Origin of the sequence: Lysinibacillus sp. JNUCC 51 (genome assembly GCF_015999525.1) — a bacterium.
GTDB classification, from domain to species: Bacteria; Bacillota; Bacilli; order Bacillales_A; family Planococcaceae; genus Lysinibacillus; species Lysinibacillus xylanilyticus.
In genome coordinates this window covers 1,148,872-1,165,377 of the sequence record NZ_CP065545.1, presented here as the reverse complement: position 1 = coordinate 1,165,377, position 16,506 = coordinate 1,148,872, and the positions used below count along the sequence as shown (strand labels likewise).

General features: G+C 38.3%; 14 protein-coding genes. All 14 read left to right on the top strand.

Annotated features, from left to right (window positions below):
• Nucleotides 1-13 precede the first annotated feature (13 nt).
• The 14 genes from dapA (at nucleotide 14) to JNUCC51_RS05925 (ending at nucleotide 16,367) form a co-directional block, all read left to right on the top strand.
• Nucleotides 14-931, top strand: coding sequence for a 4-hydroxy-tetrahydrodipicolinate synthase (dapA, locus tag JNUCC51_RS05990; protein ID WP_337991257.1), 918 nt, complete (start codon nucleotides 14-16; stop codon nucleotides 929-931).
• A gap of 437 nt (nucleotides 932-1,368) precedes the next feature.
• Nucleotides 1,369-3,036, top strand: a complete 1,668-nt coding sequence (locus JNUCC51_RS05985; protein ID WP_337991256.1) for a ribonuclease J — start codon at nucleotides 1,369-1,371, stop codon at nucleotides 3,034-3,036.
• A gap of 605 nt (nucleotides 3,037-3,641) precedes the next feature.
• Nucleotides 3,642-3,830 carry a hypothetical protein gene (locus JNUCC51_RS05980; protein WP_337991255.1) on the top strand — a complete coding sequence of 63 codons (189 nt, stop codon included), beginning with the start codon at nucleotides 3,642-3,644 and terminating at the stop codon, nucleotides 3,828-3,830.
• Nucleotides 3,814-3,957, top strand: a complete 144-nt coding sequence (locus JNUCC51_RS05975; RefSeq protein WP_337991254.1) for a hypothetical protein — start codon at nucleotides 3,814-3,816, stop codon at nucleotides 3,955-3,957. The genes JNUCC51_RS05980 and JNUCC51_RS05975 overlap by 17 nt, the downstream gene beginning before the upstream one ends.
• A gap of 128 nt (nucleotides 3,958-4,085) precedes the next feature.
• Complete coding sequence (locus JNUCC51_RS05970) at nucleotides 4,086-6,374, top strand: FtsK/SpoIIIE family DNA translocase (protein WP_337991253.1); 2,289 nt, start codon at nucleotides 4,086-4,088, stop codon at nucleotides 6,372-6,374.
• A gap of 187 nt (nucleotides 6,375-6,561) precedes the next feature.
• Complete coding sequence (locus JNUCC51_RS05965; protein ID WP_049668501.1) at nucleotides 6,562-7,290, top strand: GntR family transcriptional regulator; 729 nt, start codon at nucleotides 6,562-6,564, stop codon at nucleotides 7,288-7,290.
• A gap of 59 nt (nucleotides 7,291-7,349) precedes the next feature.
• Nucleotides 7,350-8,432 carry a BMP family lipoprotein gene (locus JNUCC51_RS05960; protein WP_337991252.1) on the top strand — a complete coding sequence of 361 codons (1,083 nt, stop codon included), beginning with the start codon at nucleotides 7,350-7,352 and terminating at the stop codon, nucleotides 8,430-8,432.
• A 526-nt stretch (nucleotides 8,433-8,958) separates the two neighbouring features.
• Nucleotides 8,959-10,506 carry an ABC transporter ATP-binding protein gene (locus JNUCC51_RS05955; RefSeq protein ID WP_337991251.1) on the top strand — a complete coding sequence of 516 codons (1,548 nt, stop codon included), beginning with the start codon at nucleotides 8,959-8,961 and terminating at the stop codon, nucleotides 10,504-10,506.
• Nucleotides 10,506-11,552 carry an ABC transporter permease gene (locus JNUCC51_RS05950; protein ID WP_337991250.1) on the top strand — a complete coding sequence of 349 codons (1,047 nt, stop codon included), beginning with the start codon at nucleotides 10,506-10,508 and terminating at the stop codon, nucleotides 11,550-11,552. The genes JNUCC51_RS05955 and JNUCC51_RS05950 overlap by 1 nt, the downstream gene beginning before the upstream one ends.
• Before the next feature lies 1 nt (nucleotide 11,553).
• Nucleotides 11,554-12,513 (top strand): ABC transporter permease, encoded by a 960-nt coding sequence (locus JNUCC51_RS05945; RefSeq protein WP_337991249.1) that lies wholly within the window; start codon nucleotides 11,554-11,556, stop codon nucleotides 12,511-12,513.
• A gap of 257 nt (nucleotides 12,514-12,770) precedes the next feature.
• Nucleotides 12,771-14,042, top strand: coding sequence for an EF-P 5-aminopentanol modification-associated protein YfmF (yfmF, locus tag JNUCC51_RS05940; RefSeq protein WP_337991248.1), 1,272 nt, complete (start codon nucleotides 12,771-12,773; stop codon nucleotides 14,040-14,042).
• On the top strand, nucleotides 14,039-15,340 hold the full coding sequence (gene yfmH / locus JNUCC51_RS05935; RefSeq protein ID WP_337991247.1) for an EF-P 5-aminopentanol modification-associated protein YfmH: 1,302 nt from the start codon (nucleotides 14,039-14,041) through the stop codon (nucleotides 15,338-15,340). The genes yfmF and yfmH overlap by 4 nt, the downstream gene beginning before the upstream one ends.
• Nucleotides 15,337-16,065, top strand: coding sequence for an elongation factor P 5-aminopentanone reductase (gene ymfI, locus JNUCC51_RS05930; RefSeq protein ID WP_337991246.1), 729 nt, complete (start codon nucleotides 15,337-15,339; stop codon nucleotides 16,063-16,065). Before yfmH ends, ymfI begins: the two co-directional genes overlap by 4 nt.
• 44 nt (nucleotides 16,066-16,109) lie before the next feature.
• On the top strand, nucleotides 16,110-16,367 hold the full coding sequence (locus JNUCC51_RS05925) for a DUF3243 domain-containing protein (RefSeq protein ID WP_100543881.1): 258 nt from the start codon (nucleotides 16,110-16,112) through the stop codon (nucleotides 16,365-16,367).
• Nucleotides 16,368-16,506: the final 139 nt, after the last annotated feature.

Genomic DNA, 16,506 nt, shown 5'->3' with positions numbered 1-16,506 from the left:
GAGGGGTGTAAGGATGAATTTAGGTCGAATTGGGACGGCGATGATTACGCCGTTCAAAGAAGATGGCACGATTAATTATCCAGAACTAGAACGTATTATTAATTATTTGATTGATAATGGTACAGATTGTATTGTCGCATGTGGCACAACCTCTGAAAACCCAACTATGTCCACAGAAGAAAAAATTGAAGTTGTACGCTTTACAGTAGAAAAAGTAGCAGGTCGTGTACCTGTAATTGCAGGTACAGGGGATAACGAAACTGCTTACTCTATTGCAATGACGCACAAGGCTGAAGAAAATGGTGCAGATGGTATCATGCTTGTAGCACCATATTATAATAAGCCAAATCAACGCGGTATTTTTGCGCATTTTGAAACAATTGCAAAAGAAACAAGTTTACCTGTCATGCTTTATAACGTGCCAGGACGTACAGGCGTCAATGTTGCCTTTGAAACTTCCGTTGCTTTAAGTAAAATTCCTAATATTTCATGGATTAAAGAAGCGAGTGGCAATTTAGATCAAATGGGCGATATTATTGAAAATGTTGATTCAGAAGATGATTTCTTTGTGTACAGTGGGGATGATGGTTTAACGCTTCCACTACTAGCAATCGGCGGAGCAGGAATTATTTCAGTTGCTGCTCATGTTGTTGGAAATGATATGCAATTAATGATTAAAGCGTTTGAAGAAGGAAATCACGAGCTAGCAGCCAAAATTCACCGAGCATTATTACCACTTGTACGTGCGCTGTTCGCACAGCCAAACCCATCGCCTGTAAAATACGCGATGACCAAATTAGGTTTTGATACACTTAATGTTCGTCTGCCAATGATGGAAATGACAGATGAAGAAAAAGCGAACTTTGACCGAATTTGGGATACGTATCAAGAAAAAGCGAAAAGCTTTAGGAAAATAAGTACCTTTAGTTAAATCCTCAGACCGTAAACAAACTTGAGAAATTTTAGTTTGTTTACGGTCTTTTTTCTTTTGTAAGAAATATAAAAGAATAAGACCGTTGCTCAGGAGGGAGGCCCCCTCTCGGGTAAGACAGTATCCGCTCGGGTAGGATGAGGAACTGCTCAGGTAAGGCAGAAAACCGCTCAGGCGCTAGAACAAACTTACAGAGAATGGTTTGCAAACTGCGATTTTTCCTATCCTAACAAGCTACGTCGCTTAATAAAAGGCAAAAATTAGACCTTTTACAATGCTACATACTCAACCTTCTTTCCATCTATTAGTAATAAATTTAGCAATAAATTTCTGTTTCCATCATGAAAGTTGTATTTTTAATTTGTGCAAAAGCTTTGCAAACCGTATAATAAATCTTAAGTGGTTGCTGTTCGGGATATTTTTTAGGAGGAAATAAATTGACAAAAAAGAAAAATGAATTAATTCGCATCATCCCACTTGGGGGCGTAGGCGAAATTGGGAAAGCAATGTACGTAGTAGAAATTGACGAAGAGCTATTTGTAGTGGATAGCGGATTGATGTTCCCAGAAGACGAAATGCTGGGCATTGATATCGTAATTCCGGATATTACGTATTTAGAAGAAAATAAAGAACGTGTGAAAGGGATTTTCTTAACACATGGTCACGAAGATGCAATTGGCTCGATTGCCTATGTATTACAAAAAGTGAAAGCGCCAGTGTACGGATCAAAATTAACAATTGCACTTGCAAAGGAACATTTAAAGGAATTGCCTGCACCACATCAGGTGAAATTCTTTGAGGTTACGAACCGTAGTCGTATGAATTTTAACTCAACGTATGTGACATTCTTCCATACAACACATAGTATTCCCGATTCGTTAGGGGTAGTGTTCCATACATCTGAAGGAGCAATTGTTCATACAGGTGAGTTTAAATTCGATCAATCAGCTACAGGTAAATTTAAGCCTGATTTAGCAAAAATGGCTCAGTTAGGTGAAGAAGGCGTATTTATTCTGTTATCTGAGTCGAGTGAGGCTGAGCGACCAGGTTATACGACATCTGAGATTGTAATTGAAGAGCAATTATCAAAAACATTCCATTCAGCACCAGGTCGTATTTTAGTTGCTGTTTATGCATCGAATTTTATTCGTATTCAACAAGTATTTACACAAGCTCAAAAATCGTTCCGTAAAGTAGTTATCGTAGGAAAACCTTTAGAAAAAGCCGTGGATTTAGGTGTACAGCTAGGTTACTTAACGGTTGAAGAAGATACAATTATCCCTATCTCAGAAATGCAAAAGTATCAAGATGATGAGATTATTATTATTGCTACAGGTAATAAAGGGGAGCCACTTGATGCATTAGAAAAAGTCGTTCGCAAACATCACCGAGACATTAAAATTAAGCAAGATGATACAGTATTAATTACTTTTACTCCGTCTCCAAGTATGGAAGTACAAATGGCTAATACGATGAATTCTATCGCAAAAGCAGGTGCTGAAATTCTTACATCTAGCAAAAATGTACATGTGTCGGGTCACGGTAGCCAAGAGGATTTAAAATTAATGCTAAACCTAATGCAACCGAAGTACTTTATCCCTGTGCAAGGTGAGTACCGTATGCTTATTGCTCACTCTAAGCTTGCTCAACAACTAGGTATGCAAAAATCACAAATTTTTATCGCCGATAAAGGGGATATTGTAGAATATAAAAGTGGTAAAATGCGAATGAGTGGCCGTGTACAAGCTGGTAATGTATTAATAGACGGTATTGGAGTTGGCGATGTAGGTAACATCGTACTTCGCGATCGTAAGTTATTATCACAGGATGGTATTTTCATTGTTGTAGTTACGTTAAACCGTGCTCAAAAGAAAATTGCATCTGGTCCGGAAATTTTATCGCGTGGTTTCGTATATGTACGCGAATCAGAAGAATTAATGGTAGAAGCTTCTGAGATTGCTAAAAATGTTATTGAAAAATACGTTGGTAAAGATACATTTGAATGGACAAACATTAAACAAGAAATTCGAGATACACTGAATACGTATTTATTCCAAAAAACGAAGCGCCGCCCAATGATTATCCCAATCATTATGGAATATTAACTTCTTTCAGCAAATCACTTTTGTAGCGAAAGCAAAGCGTCAGCTACAGAAGTCTCCCCCTCTATAGGTGGTGAGATGAATGCGAATGTAATTTATTTTTCAGCGGGTGTCCAAACGCCCGCTGAAATAGAGGAACTCAGTCTAAGAACGCCACGTCCTGTGGCAACGACTGAGTGACCAACTTCGTGCTGCTGACGCTACGTTAGCACTACGCTTTCGCGCAAAAAACATCTGTTGGCCCAAAGCCTCCGGCGGATGTCATGGAATCGGAAAGGAGTTCTACTTAGGATGTTAGCCTAAGATCATCGCATCCATGCGATAACGGCTAACTGACCTGCATCACGCAGGCCTAAGAACAAAGCCGATTCCAGACGCAATTATGCCAAGGCACAATTGATAAGTGAAAGATCATCGTTGAACGAAAAAGGATTTTCTAACCGAATGTAAACGGTGGAAAATCCTTTTTTTGTCTCAATCCAGAAAGTTAGGGATGACACTTATTGTGATAAACGTCGTGTGTAGGCTCATCACCAAAAGTTGTGGATGTCATTTGGTAAAACAGATGCCATGTATAATAAGTTGATTGGTGGAGGCTGGGCGACTCCTTGGGGATCATCGGACGCCCCAAGGAAGCTTTGCTCTGTGCGAAAGCGAAGCGACAGCAACAAATGTTTTCTGTAGCTAAAGCAAAGCGACAGCTACAAATGTTTTCTGTAGCTAAAGCAAAGCGACAGCAACAAATGTTTTATCTGTGCGAAAGCGAAGCGACAGCAACAAATGTTTTCTGTAGCTAAAGCAAAGCGACAGCTACAAATGTTTTCTGTAGCTAAAGCAAAGCGACAGCAACAAATGTTTTATCTGTGCGAAAGCGAAGCGACAGCAACAAATGTTTTTTGCGCGAAAGCGAAGCGGCAGCGATAAAAGCGCCAAGCCGGAACGGAAATCAACTACACGTTATAGTAGTGAGTGAGTTTTTTTTTGAAATAATCAAGTTCTACATGTTATTATTCGCTACATATAAAGAAGGACTATAAAAGAAGGTGAAATAGATGGCGACTAGTAAAAAAAGAAAAGTCACGAAACCAAAAACGACTACAGCAAAAAAAGAAATGCATCCGCTTATGTATGAAATTTTAGGTCTAATCTTAATTGCATTAGCGGTTATTATGATTTTTGAATATGGCATGATTGGACGTATTCTACAAACAATAGCAATGTTTTTTTTAGGGAATTTACATTTTGCTGTGCCATGTATGCTTGTATTTGTTGCGCTGTTACTAATGATTGGGCGGAAAAAAGTAAGTATATATGATCGACTAATATTAGGTATGCTCCTCATTGTTATGAGTTTAACAATTTTTAGTCACGGTATTCTTTTTGAACAATTATCAAAATCCGGAGGTTTATTATCAGACTCTGTGTTACGTGAATCTTGGCGAATTTTAATTAGTTCAGAGGGAATTATCCATCGAAGTAACGCACTTGGCGGAGGTATGATTGGTGCACTATTATTCAGTGCTCTACATGTATTATTTGAGGCGACAGGTGCGAAGGTTGTCGCATGGGTTATTTTCTTTATAGGGTTAATTTTAGTTACAGGGAAGGCGCTTGTGCCATATTTAGCGGAAAAAATGCCCGCCATTTTTGGTAAATGGCAAAAGAAACATCGTGAAAAGAAAAAAAATATGCCTAAAAAAGCTAATAATCGCCGTTCAAAAGTAGAAAGCAGGGATGAAATTGCGGCTGTCGATCAGGAGCCTGAGGTGAAAGAGGAAGAGGAAATTTCTCATGAACCAATCATCTCTGCCTTTACGCAAAATGTGTCTCATGAACGAGAAGAATATGCAACTGTTGAAAATGAAGATATTGAACATGGGGAACTTGTTGATGATGTCCATATCGAAGGGGCAGATGCTGTAGAAAATGCAGATTATCAATTGCCGTCTTATAATCTTTTACAATTACCGCCACAGCACGACCAAAGCGGTGAATATTCTGTCATTCAGGCAAATGCGAAAAAGCTTGAGCAAACTTTGCAAAGCTTTGGTGTAAAGGCAAAAGTAACGCAGGTTCATTTAGGCCCAGCTGTAACGAAATACGAAATATTACCAGATATAGGTGTGAAAGTGAGTAAAATTGTAAACTTACAGGATGATCTTGCCTTAGCACTTGCTGCAAAGGATATTCGTATGGAAGCACCTATTCCCGGGAAGTCTGCGATTGGCATTGAAGTACCAAATAGTGAGGTAGCAATTGTTACACTTCGAGAAGTGTTAGAGTCTAAAGATGGTGCAAAGCCAGAAGCATTATTACAAGTCGCATTTGGTCGTGATATTACTGGACAAGCAGTACTCGCCGAGCTCAATAAAATGCCACATTTACTTGTTGCAGGTTCAACGGGTAGTGGGAAAAGTGTGTGTATAAATGGCATTGTCGTATCAATACTTATGCGTACAAAACCACATGAAGTAAAACTAATGATGATTGACCCGAAAATGGTGGAATTAAATGTTTATAACGGAATTCCTCATCTTCTAGCGCCAGTTGTCACAGATGCACGAAAAGCATCACAGGCACTAAAGAAAGTAGTATCAGAAATGGAACGCCGCTACGATTTATTTTCTCATACAGGAACACGTAATATTGAGGGCTACAACAACCATGTACAAAAGGTAAATGACCAAACCGATGAAAAACATCCGAAATTACCGTATATAGTAGTGATTGTAGATGAGTTAGCGGATTTAATGATGGTTGCCTCTAGTGATGTAGAGGATTCTATTACACGTTTAGCTCAAATGGCACGTGCAGCAGGGATTCATTTAATAATTGCAACCCAACGACCAAGTGTAGATGTATTGACAGGTGTTATTAAAGCAAATATTCCTTCGCGAATTGCCTTTGCGGTGTCGTCAGCAATCGATTCTAGAACGATATTAGATATGGGTGGAGCAGAACGTTTACTCGGTCGAGGAGATATGCTGTTTCTACCTGCCGGTGCATCTAAACCAAAACGTGTGCAAGGTGCATTTTTATCAGATCAAGAAGTTGAGTCTGTTGTTAACTTTGTTATAGAACAGCAAAAAGCACAATATCAGGAGGAAATGATACCGTCCGAAGAAGAGACAATTTTAGAGGAAACGGACGAATTATTTGATGAGGCTGTGCAGTTAGTTGTTAGTATGCAGACGGCCTCTGTTTCGATGTTGCAGCGCCGCTTCCGTATCGGCTATTCGAGAGCTGCTCGTATTGTCGATCAAATGGAACAACGCGGTATTGTCGGGCCTCCGGAGGGTAGTAAACCTCGACAAGTGCTCATTCATCAATACGAAAATTAGTACTAATACCACGACAAAAAGTTGAATAATATTGTGTACATCAAGTAGGCCTAAATTCATTTCAAAATTTGGGCGTAATTAGGCAAAGGTGCAATTGCTTTCAATCTATAAAAATGTTATATTAATGAACGATTAGTAGGAATGTTGTACATCAGATGTCTGATCTCTGATTTTGGTGGTGATATATGTGACTATTAAAGCAGATCATCGTCATCTCTATCTTCAAGTAATTGATCGTTTAAAGTCTGACATTGAAAAAGGCATTTTTAAAGAAAATGAAAAATTGCCTTCAGAGTTTGAATTATCGAAATCACTAGGAGTCAGTCGAGCAACTCTTAGAGAAGCGCTACGACTGTTGGAAGAGGAAAATGTTATTGTACGTAGACATGGGGTGGGGACATTTGTAAACCCTAAACCGTTGTTTACATCAGGTATCGAGCATTTATCGAGCATTTCTTCTATGATCGAGGCAGCAGGTATGGAACCCGGTTCCCGCTTTTTAAAGGCGACGGAAAGCATACCTTCTGAGGAAGATTTAAAACGCTTCCAATGTGATGACGAAGATAAGATACTCACAATTGAACGTGTCAGAACAGCGGATGGCGAGCCGGTAGTATACTGCATAGACAGGTTACCAGCAAGCTTCCTGCCAACTGACTTTGTAGAAAAAAAAGAAGTTTCACTTTTTTCTGCACTTGAACAATCTGGTAAAGTTCATGTTGCCTATGCTGTTACATATATTGATCCAATCGGGTATCATGAGCAAGCTTCACCGATTTTAAATTGCGGGCGTGAAACAGCTCTTTTAGTATTAAAGCAGTTGCATTACGATGATCATGATCAAGTAGTGCTGTATTCAAAAAATTATTTCCGAGCTGATAAATTCAGCTTCCATGTAGTTCGTAAAAGGGTGTAGAACATTTCTAAATAATTATATTTTCCTGCTAATTACAATACCTTTGGGGGGTTATCAAAATGAAAAAACGTAAATTTGGCTTAGTATTATCATCAGTATTAGCTGCAAGTGCAATCTTAGGTGCATGTGGTACCAAAGACGAAGACAAACCTGCAAAAGAAAATGAAACATCAGGCGAAAGCAAGAAAGAGGATGCGTTCTCAGTAGCAATGGTTACTGACGTAGGTGGCGTTGATGATAAATCATTCAACCAATCTGCTTGGGAAGGTGTTCAAGCTTACGGTAAAGAACATAACCTGGAAAAAGGTGATGGAGGCTTCGACTACTTACAATCAAAAACTGACGCAGACTATGAAACAAACTTAAACAACTTATTACGTCGTGACTTCGATTTAGTTTATGGAATCGGTTTCATGATGGCTGATGCAGTTGATGCTGTTGCTGCAGAAAACCCAGAAAAACATTTTGCATTAATCGACGCTGAAGTAAAAGAAGACAACGTTGTTAACGTTCTTTTCAAAGAGCAAGAAGGCGCATTCTTAGCTGGTGTAGCTGCAGCGAAAATGTCTAAATCAGGTAAAATTGGTTTCGTAGGAGGCGTAGATATTCCAGTTATCAACCGCTTCGAGGCTGGCTTCGTAGAAGGTGCAAAAGCGGTAAATCCAAATATCGATATCCAATCAAAATATACTGGTGCATTCGATAAAGCGGATCTTGGTAAAATCACTGCAAACAGCATGTATTCTTCTGGTGTAGATGTAATCTTCCACGCTGCTGGTGCAACTGGTAACGGTGTATTCTCAGAAGCAAAAGAACGTAAGAAAAAAGACCCTAAAGCAAATGTATGGGTAATTGGTGTAGACGCTGACCAATACGAAGAAGGTAAAGTAGACGATAAAACAAATGTAACTTTAACTTCTATGTTAAAAGGTGTTAACACAGCAGTTATAGATATTTCGAATAAAGCTAAAAACGGTGAATTCCCAGGTGGTAAAACGCTTACTTATGGTTTAGCTGAAGACGGCGTGAAACTTGCAGATTCTCGTGGTGCAATCCCAGAAGACGTACAAAAGGTAATTGATGAATATAAAGAAAAAATTGCTAAAGGTGAAATTAAAGTTCCAGAAAAAGTGAAAAAATAATTCATCTTTTGATCATCATAAGGGACTTAAAAGGCCCTTATGATGATTTTTCAATCTATCGTTATATTTTGACTATTTGTAATATTCTATTTGGCTATATTTATCATTACCATAGAGGTAGTAATATTATATGAGATTATTGCAAGAATAGTAATGATGGTATCAAGTTAATAGAAGAAAGGTTTCTAACGATGACCTTTCCTGTATTAATTTATCTTCATTATTTAACTTCTTTACACCCGCTGGAAGAAGTTAAAGCCTCCGGACGCAATTATGCCGAGGAATAATTAATTATCTACCTCTATTGGTTCGACAGATATAAGTGGATTTTTTGGGGTATATAATGCCCGATGAGAGAAGATGGAAGTTCTAGCTAAGTCATTGTTGCGATGTAAAACTATTGAGCTAACAGTGAATGTGGCTAATTTATAGATTATTATAATCAAAAACTGGGCGTATTGTTTATCTGTAGCGACATTACGTCAAGTCGAAAGTGATAAAAGTGCCTATTAAGGGAGTGACGAAATTGGAACACGTGATTGAGATGCTAGGAATACGAAAAGAATTCGGTAATTTCGTGGCGAATAATAACATCACCCTCCAACTGAAAAAAGGCGAAATCCATGCATTACTAGGTGAAAATGGTGCAGGTAAATCGACTTTAATGAACGTCCTTTTTGGTTTATATCAACCAGAGGGTGGCGAAATTCGTGTTCGTGGGAAGGCTGTTAAAATTACAAACCCAAATGTGGCCAATGATTTAGGAATTGGTATGGTCCATCAACACTTTATGTTAGTGGAAAATTTCACAGTGACGGAGAACATTATTTTAGGTTCTGAACCTACAAAAATGGGGATTGTAAACATTAAAGATGCGGCGAAGAAAGTACAAGCACTTTCTGAAAAATATGGTTTAGATGTTGATCCATATGCCAAAATCGAGGATATTACTGTAGGGATGCAACAGCGTGTTGAAATTTTAAAAACACTTTATCGTGGTGCAGAAATTTTAATCTTTGACGAACCTACGGCATCTTTAACACCACAGGAGATTACAGAGCTAATTCAAATAATGCGCCGTTTAATTGAAGAGGGCAAATCCATTATTTTAATTACCCATAAGCTAAAAGAAATTATGGAAGTTTCTGACCGTGTGACGATTATCCGAAAAGGGGAAGGGATTGGAACAGTTACTACTGCTGAAACAAATCCTGACCAATTAGCTGAAATGATGGTTGGTCGCCAAGTCGAATTTAAAACAGAAAAAACAGAAGCAAAACCAACTGATGAAGTACTTACAATCGAAAACTTGGTTGTTACAGACTATCGTAATATCGATAAAGTAAAAGGTTTGAACTTAAAAGTACGCAAAGGTGAAATTGTTGGTATTGCGGGTATCGATGGCAACGGACAATCGGAGTTAATCGAAGCCATTACTGGTCTACGTAAAGTAAAGAGTGGAAATGTTAAATTAAATGGTACTGATATTACAAACATGAAACCTCGAAAAATTACTGAGGAAGGCGTTGGGCACATCCCACAGGATCGCCATAAGCATGGTTTAGTATTAGATTTCCCAATAGGTCATAATATCGCACTACAAACATATTATCAGTCTCCAATAGCTAAGGGCTTTGTTATGGACTACAAGAAAGTGTCTGAAAAAGCGCGCCAAATTATTGAAGAATATGATGTGCGTACGGGTAATGGTGAAATGACTCCAGCGCGTGCCCTTTCAGGTGGTAACCAGCAAAAAGCAATTATTGGCCGTGAAATTGATCGTAATCCAGATTTATTGATTGCAGCTTTACCAACACGTGGTCTTGACGTAGGTGCTATTGAATTTATTCACTCTCGCCTAATCGAGCAACGTGATAAAGGAAAAGCAGTACTGTTAATTTCATTTGAACTAGATGAAGTCATGAATGTTTCGGACCGTATCGCTGTTATTTATGATGGTCAAATTGTTGATGAGTTAAGTCCAAAAGAAACGACAGAACAAGAGCTTGGTCTATTAATGGCAGGACAAAGTAGTAAAAATAAAAAGAATGATGCGAAGGAGGGGAACGACTAATGTCAAATCGTGCCATTAATATACTCGTTCCTATCATCTCTATCATTATCGGTTTAATTGTTGGTGCTATCGTAATGGCAGTCAGCGGCTATGATCCTATACTAGGTTATAGCGCCCTTTGGACAGGTATTTTTGGAGATTCATATTCAATTGGGAACACAATCCGTCAAATAACACCGTACATATTGGCGGGTCTTGCAGTAGCGTTTGCCTTCCGTACAGGTTTATTCAACATTGGTGTTGAAGGTCAGCTAATTTTAGGATGGCTAGCAGCAGCTTGGGTAGGATATGCATTTGAACTACCTAAAATTATTCACTTACCATTAGCATTACTTGCGGCAGCTGCTGCAGGTGCATTTTGGGCCTTTATTGCAGGTTTCTTAAAAGCGAAATTTAAAGTTCACGAAGTTATTGCGACAATTATGTTAAACTACACTGCGCTTTATATTGCGAATGCGGTAATTAAAAAATTGTCGGATGGTAGCTTTAAAACAGAACGCGTACATGAATCGGCTTCTTTACGTTCTCCGTTTTTAAGAGAGCTTACAGACAATTCAAGTCTTCACTATGGGATCTTAGTTGCACTGTTAATGGTAATAGTTATGTGGTTCATTTTAGAAAAAACAACACGTGGATATGAGCTGAAAGCGGTAGGCTTTAATAAGCATGCTGCAGACTATGCTGGTATGAACGTCAACAAGAACATTATTTTAGCTATGACAATTTCAGGTATGTTCGCTGGTCTTGGTGGTGCTATGGAGGCACTAGGTACATTCGGAAATGCTTCTATTAAACCAGGCTTTACTGGTATAGGTTTCGATGGTATTGCTGTTGCCTTACTTGGTGCTAACACGCCACTAGGGGTTGTATTCGGGGCTTCATTATTCGGTTCACTTAAATACGGAGCGCTAAATATGCCGAATGCTGCCGGTATTCCAGAGGAAATCGTATCTATTATTATTGCGTTAATTATTTTCTTTGTAGCATCAGGCTATATTATTCGAGTAGGTTTACAAAAGTTAAGCAAGAAAAAGGAGGGGCAATAACATGAGCTTTTTAGAAATGTTATATTTCATCATCCCTTCAGCAATTCTTTATGCAACACCATTAATCTTTACGGCAATCGGTGGTGTATTCTCTGAACGTTCAGGTGTAGTAAACATCGGACTTGAAGGTTTAATGATTGTTGGTGCATTTGTTGGTATTTATGTCAACTTAGAATATGGTTCAACATTCGGTGCAGCAACAATTTGGGTAGCAATGCTAGCAGCTATGATTATTGGGGGCATTTTCTCTCTGTTCCATGCAGTTGCTTCAATTTCTTTCCGAGCCGATCAAACAGTATCAGGGGTTGCCATCAATTTACTTGGTTTGGCTGTATCTGTATTCATGGTGAAAATGATTTATGATAAAGGTCAAACGGATACGATTACTCATTCAATAGATCGTTTCGCCATCCCTTATTTAGAAGATATACCGTTCTTCGGTCCATTATTATTTCAAAATGTTTATAGCACATCGATATTAGCGTTTGCAGTAGCTATCGGGGCATGGTTTATCATTTATAAAACACCGTTTGGTTTACGTTTACGCGCTGTTGGTGAACATCCAATGGCTGCTGATACGATGGGCGTAAATGTTAATAGAATGCGCTATATTGCTGTTGTCATCTCTGGGGCATTAGGTGGTCTTGGTGGTGCAGTATACGCGCAAACAATTACACATGATTTCTCACATGCAACAATTGCTGGTCAAGGCTTTATGGCGATTGCCGCAATGATTTTCGGTAAATGGCATCCAATTGGTGCTTTAGGTGCAGCATTATTCTTCGGATTAGCACAAACGTTAAGTATTGCAGGAAACCAAATTCCTTACATTGAAGAAGTTCCTGCTGTATACCTACAAATTTTACCTTACGTATTAACAATCTTTGCATTAGCAGGATTTATCGGTAAAGCAAATGCACCAAAAGCTAGTGGTCAACCTTATATTAAGGGTAAACGCTAATAAACAGACAATTATTTATACTAAAGACTGGGCGAAAATGCTCAGTCTTTTTCCTTGTACATATCTTGAGTGTTTGGGAAAATAATGGTTGGAGGTTGATCGTTATTTGCTAGTATGAACAGGTTCATCAATCAACCAAAAGCAATTTCACACATATCATATACATACTTTGGATTCTTTTTGCAATTATAGACAATAGACATGTATAGTATGTGTAGTACTTTGTTATATTAAGAAAGATAAGGAGGGTTCTATATATGTTTAAAACAATACCTTTTGCAAAAGGTGTAAATTTGCATATCCGACAAACGACCCAATTTAAAACCGTAAATTTTTCAATTAAATGGAGAAAAGCTTTAACGGCGACAAATGCGTCTGAACGTACAGTGTTAACAAATGTATTGCAACACAGTAATGCTCAATATAAGACAACAGCTGCATTCCGTAGTTTCTTGGATGACTTGTATGGAACAGTGTTATATTTTGACACATCTAAACGTGGTAATGAACATACAGTACTGATGAATGTAGAAGCAGTTAATGATCATTATCTGGCGAATACAAGTGTTTTAAACGAGGTACTTGATTTATTGCACACAGCAATATTTGAACCGAATTTAGAAAATGGTGTATTTAAGGAATCTATTGTAGAACGTGAAAAGAAAACGGTCATTCAGCGTATTGAATCTATTTTTGACGATAAATCTCGTTTTGCGCAGCAACGCATTCAACAAATTTTACGTCCAAATGAACCAGCCTCTATTTCTGCTAACGGAACTGTCGAGGACATTCAAAAAATTACCCCTACATCTTTGTTTGAAGCATATCAATCCATGCTTACTAACGATAAAATAGACATTTATGTCGCGGGTGATATTAATGAAGACGAAATCGTAGCGAAACTAAAAGAAGCGCTACCATTTAATGATCGTACACCTGAAGAAATTCCTGCTGTGCTTCCACAACAGCATCCACAAAATGATTATGTACGTGAACAACAAGAAATGAAGCAAGGTAAGCTGCATATCGGCTTTAGTACACCAGTACGATTTGGTGACTCTGATTTCCCTAAAATGCAAATCTTTAATGGCGTGTTCGGTGGCTATCCTCATGCTAAATTATTTATGAATGTTCGTGAAAAGGAAAGTTTAGCATACTATGCGTCAAGCTCATATGCGTCACATTATGGTTTAGTCTTTGTTGTGTCAGGAATTGAACCAAAGAATGAAGAAAAAGCGCTATCACTTATTAAGGAACAACTTGCTGTTATGCAAGCTGGCGATATTACAGATTTGGAAATAGAACAAACGAAGGCAATGCTAACAAATCAGCTAAAAGAAGCGTTAGATTCTGCCCGTGGACAAATAGAAATTTTTGACCAATATAAAGATTTACCTGAGGAGTTCTCTGTTGAAGCTTGGGCAAATAAATGGAAAGCTGTGACAAAGCAAGATATTGTTGAAATGGCGAAACAAGTACAGCTAGAAGCGGTCTATTTCTTATGTGGAAAGGAGCAAGCCGCACAATGAAAACAATTGAATTCAAACAATTAGATGAAACATTGTACTATGAAAAATTAGAAAATGGCTTAGATGTCTATATTTTACCAAAAAAAGGCTTTTCCAAAACGTTTGTGACATTCACTACAAAATACGGTTCTGTTGATCGTACATTTGTGCCAATTGGTGGAACTGAAAGCATTACAGTACCAGATGGCATTGCCCACTTCTTAGAGCATAAAATGTTTGAAAAAGAAGATGGAGATGTCTTCCAAAAGTTTAGTGAATTCGGCGCTTCAGCCAATGCCTTTACATCATTTACACGTACAGCGTATTTATTTTCTTCGACGAACAATATTTATAACAGCACAGAAACATTATTAAATTTTGTTCAAGAGCCTTATTTTACAGAAGCAACAGTTAATAAGGAAAAGGGCATTATTGGTCAGGAAATTACGATGTACGACGATCAACCAGATTGGCGCCTATATTTTGGTACAATCGAAAATATGTATCATAATCACCCAGTAAAAATTGATATCGCTGGGACAATAGAGTCGATTGATGGCATTACTGCGGACCATTTATATACGTGCTACAACACATTTTATCATCCGTCCAATATGTTATTATTTGTCATTGGTGCAGTAGATCCTAATGAAATGATGACGTTTATCCGTGACAATCAAGACAAAAAAGAATTCTCTGAGCCAACACCAATTCAACGTTTCTTCGATCAAGAACCGACAGAGGTTGCTGTTAAAGAACGTGAGTTGCATATGGATGTACAAAAGCCTAAGGTCTATGTCGGTTTAAAAGCAAAAGAAACAAATCTTTCTGGTCGTGACATGTTAAAACATGAACTGTCTGTTCAAATTGCACTGGAACTTATATTTGGACGCACATCTAAATTTTATGAGAGCGTCTATGATAATGGTTTAATTGATGAAACGTATGCATTTGATTTCACGTTAGAAAATGGCTTTGGATTTGCTATGATTGGCTCAGATTCTACAGAACCGGCTGCATTAGAGAAAGCTATTAAGGATGAATTGGCGAAGTATGATGGAGATGCACAATTTGAAAGTGCCGATTTAGACCGAGTAAAACGTAAAAAAATAGGTTTCTTCCTACGTGCACTGAACTCTATTGAATTTATCGCAAACCAATTTACACGTTATTCGTTTAATGATATGAATTTGTTCGATGTTGTGCCTGTCCTAGAAGAACTAACGATTGAAGATTTGAAAAAAGCATTTGCTTCAGTTCAGGGTGAATCTCAACAAACTGTCTTTAAAATTTTACCTACAGAGAAGGGCGTACAGTGAAAAAGTTTGCCCTTGTGTTAGGTGCATCGGGTGAGATTGGCCGTACTATTTGTCGAAGTCTGGCAGAAGACGGTTGGTCCATCTACATACACTTTTCAAACAATGAAAAAGCAGCACAGGCTTTATACCGCTCTCTTTCAGAAAGCTTCCCTGCACAGGAGTTTATGCTTGTACAGGGAGATTTTTCGAAAGCGTCCGGGGCACAATTGTTAGCATCGCAAATTTTTAATGTGCAAGCGATCGTCTTTGCAAATGGTCAGGCACATTATTCTTTGCTTGAAGATACAACGGTGGAAGATATGGATGCATTATGGCGTGTTCATGTGCAAAATCCAATGCATCTGACGGCTTTACTGTCATCAAAACTGCGCGCTCATGATGTTAGCTATGTGCTTTTTATCGGTTCGATTTGGGGGGAAGCTGGGTCGGCTGGTGAAGCACTTTACGCCGCTGTGAAGGGTGCCCAACATGCTTTTGTGAAGTCTTATGCAAAAGAAGCAGCACTGTCACGTATTCGTGTTAATGCCATTGCGCCTGGCTTTATTAATACCACGATGAACGGACATTTAAGCGAAGAGGAGCTTGAATATATAATAGAGGACATTCCGCTAGGTATAATTGGACAAACATCTGATGTTGCTGAAATGGTACGTTTCTATCTTTCTGGAAAAGCAGATTATGTAACGGGACAAATCATTAGATTAAACGGTGGCTGGTACATATAATGTTCTTTTTTGCACATACTACATGTGTAAAGGAGGAGAAACATATGACTATTTTAGAGAACTGGCAAAAATGGACATCGTTTTTAGGTCAAAATGTTGCGCGAGCTGAATCAAGCGGTATGCCATCGAAAATGATTCAACAGGCTGCTGTACAAATTGGAGAATATTTAGCGACAAATGTCGATCCTAAAAATGAACAAGAGCGAGTGCTGTCGGATTTATGGGGCGTTGCCTCTGAAGAAGAAAAACAAGCATTGGCGAATTGTGTCATTAAACTTGTAGAAAATAAGCCTGTGCAGTAAAACGAAGAGGAGAACTATCTCCTCTTTTTTTTCTGGATAAAAAGTGATTTTTGCATTGAAAAGGGAACGTATGTAAGCCTATTCTGTACGTTCAAAAAAAAAATAGTAAGTTTTTAAAAATAACGCCATAATTCCATAT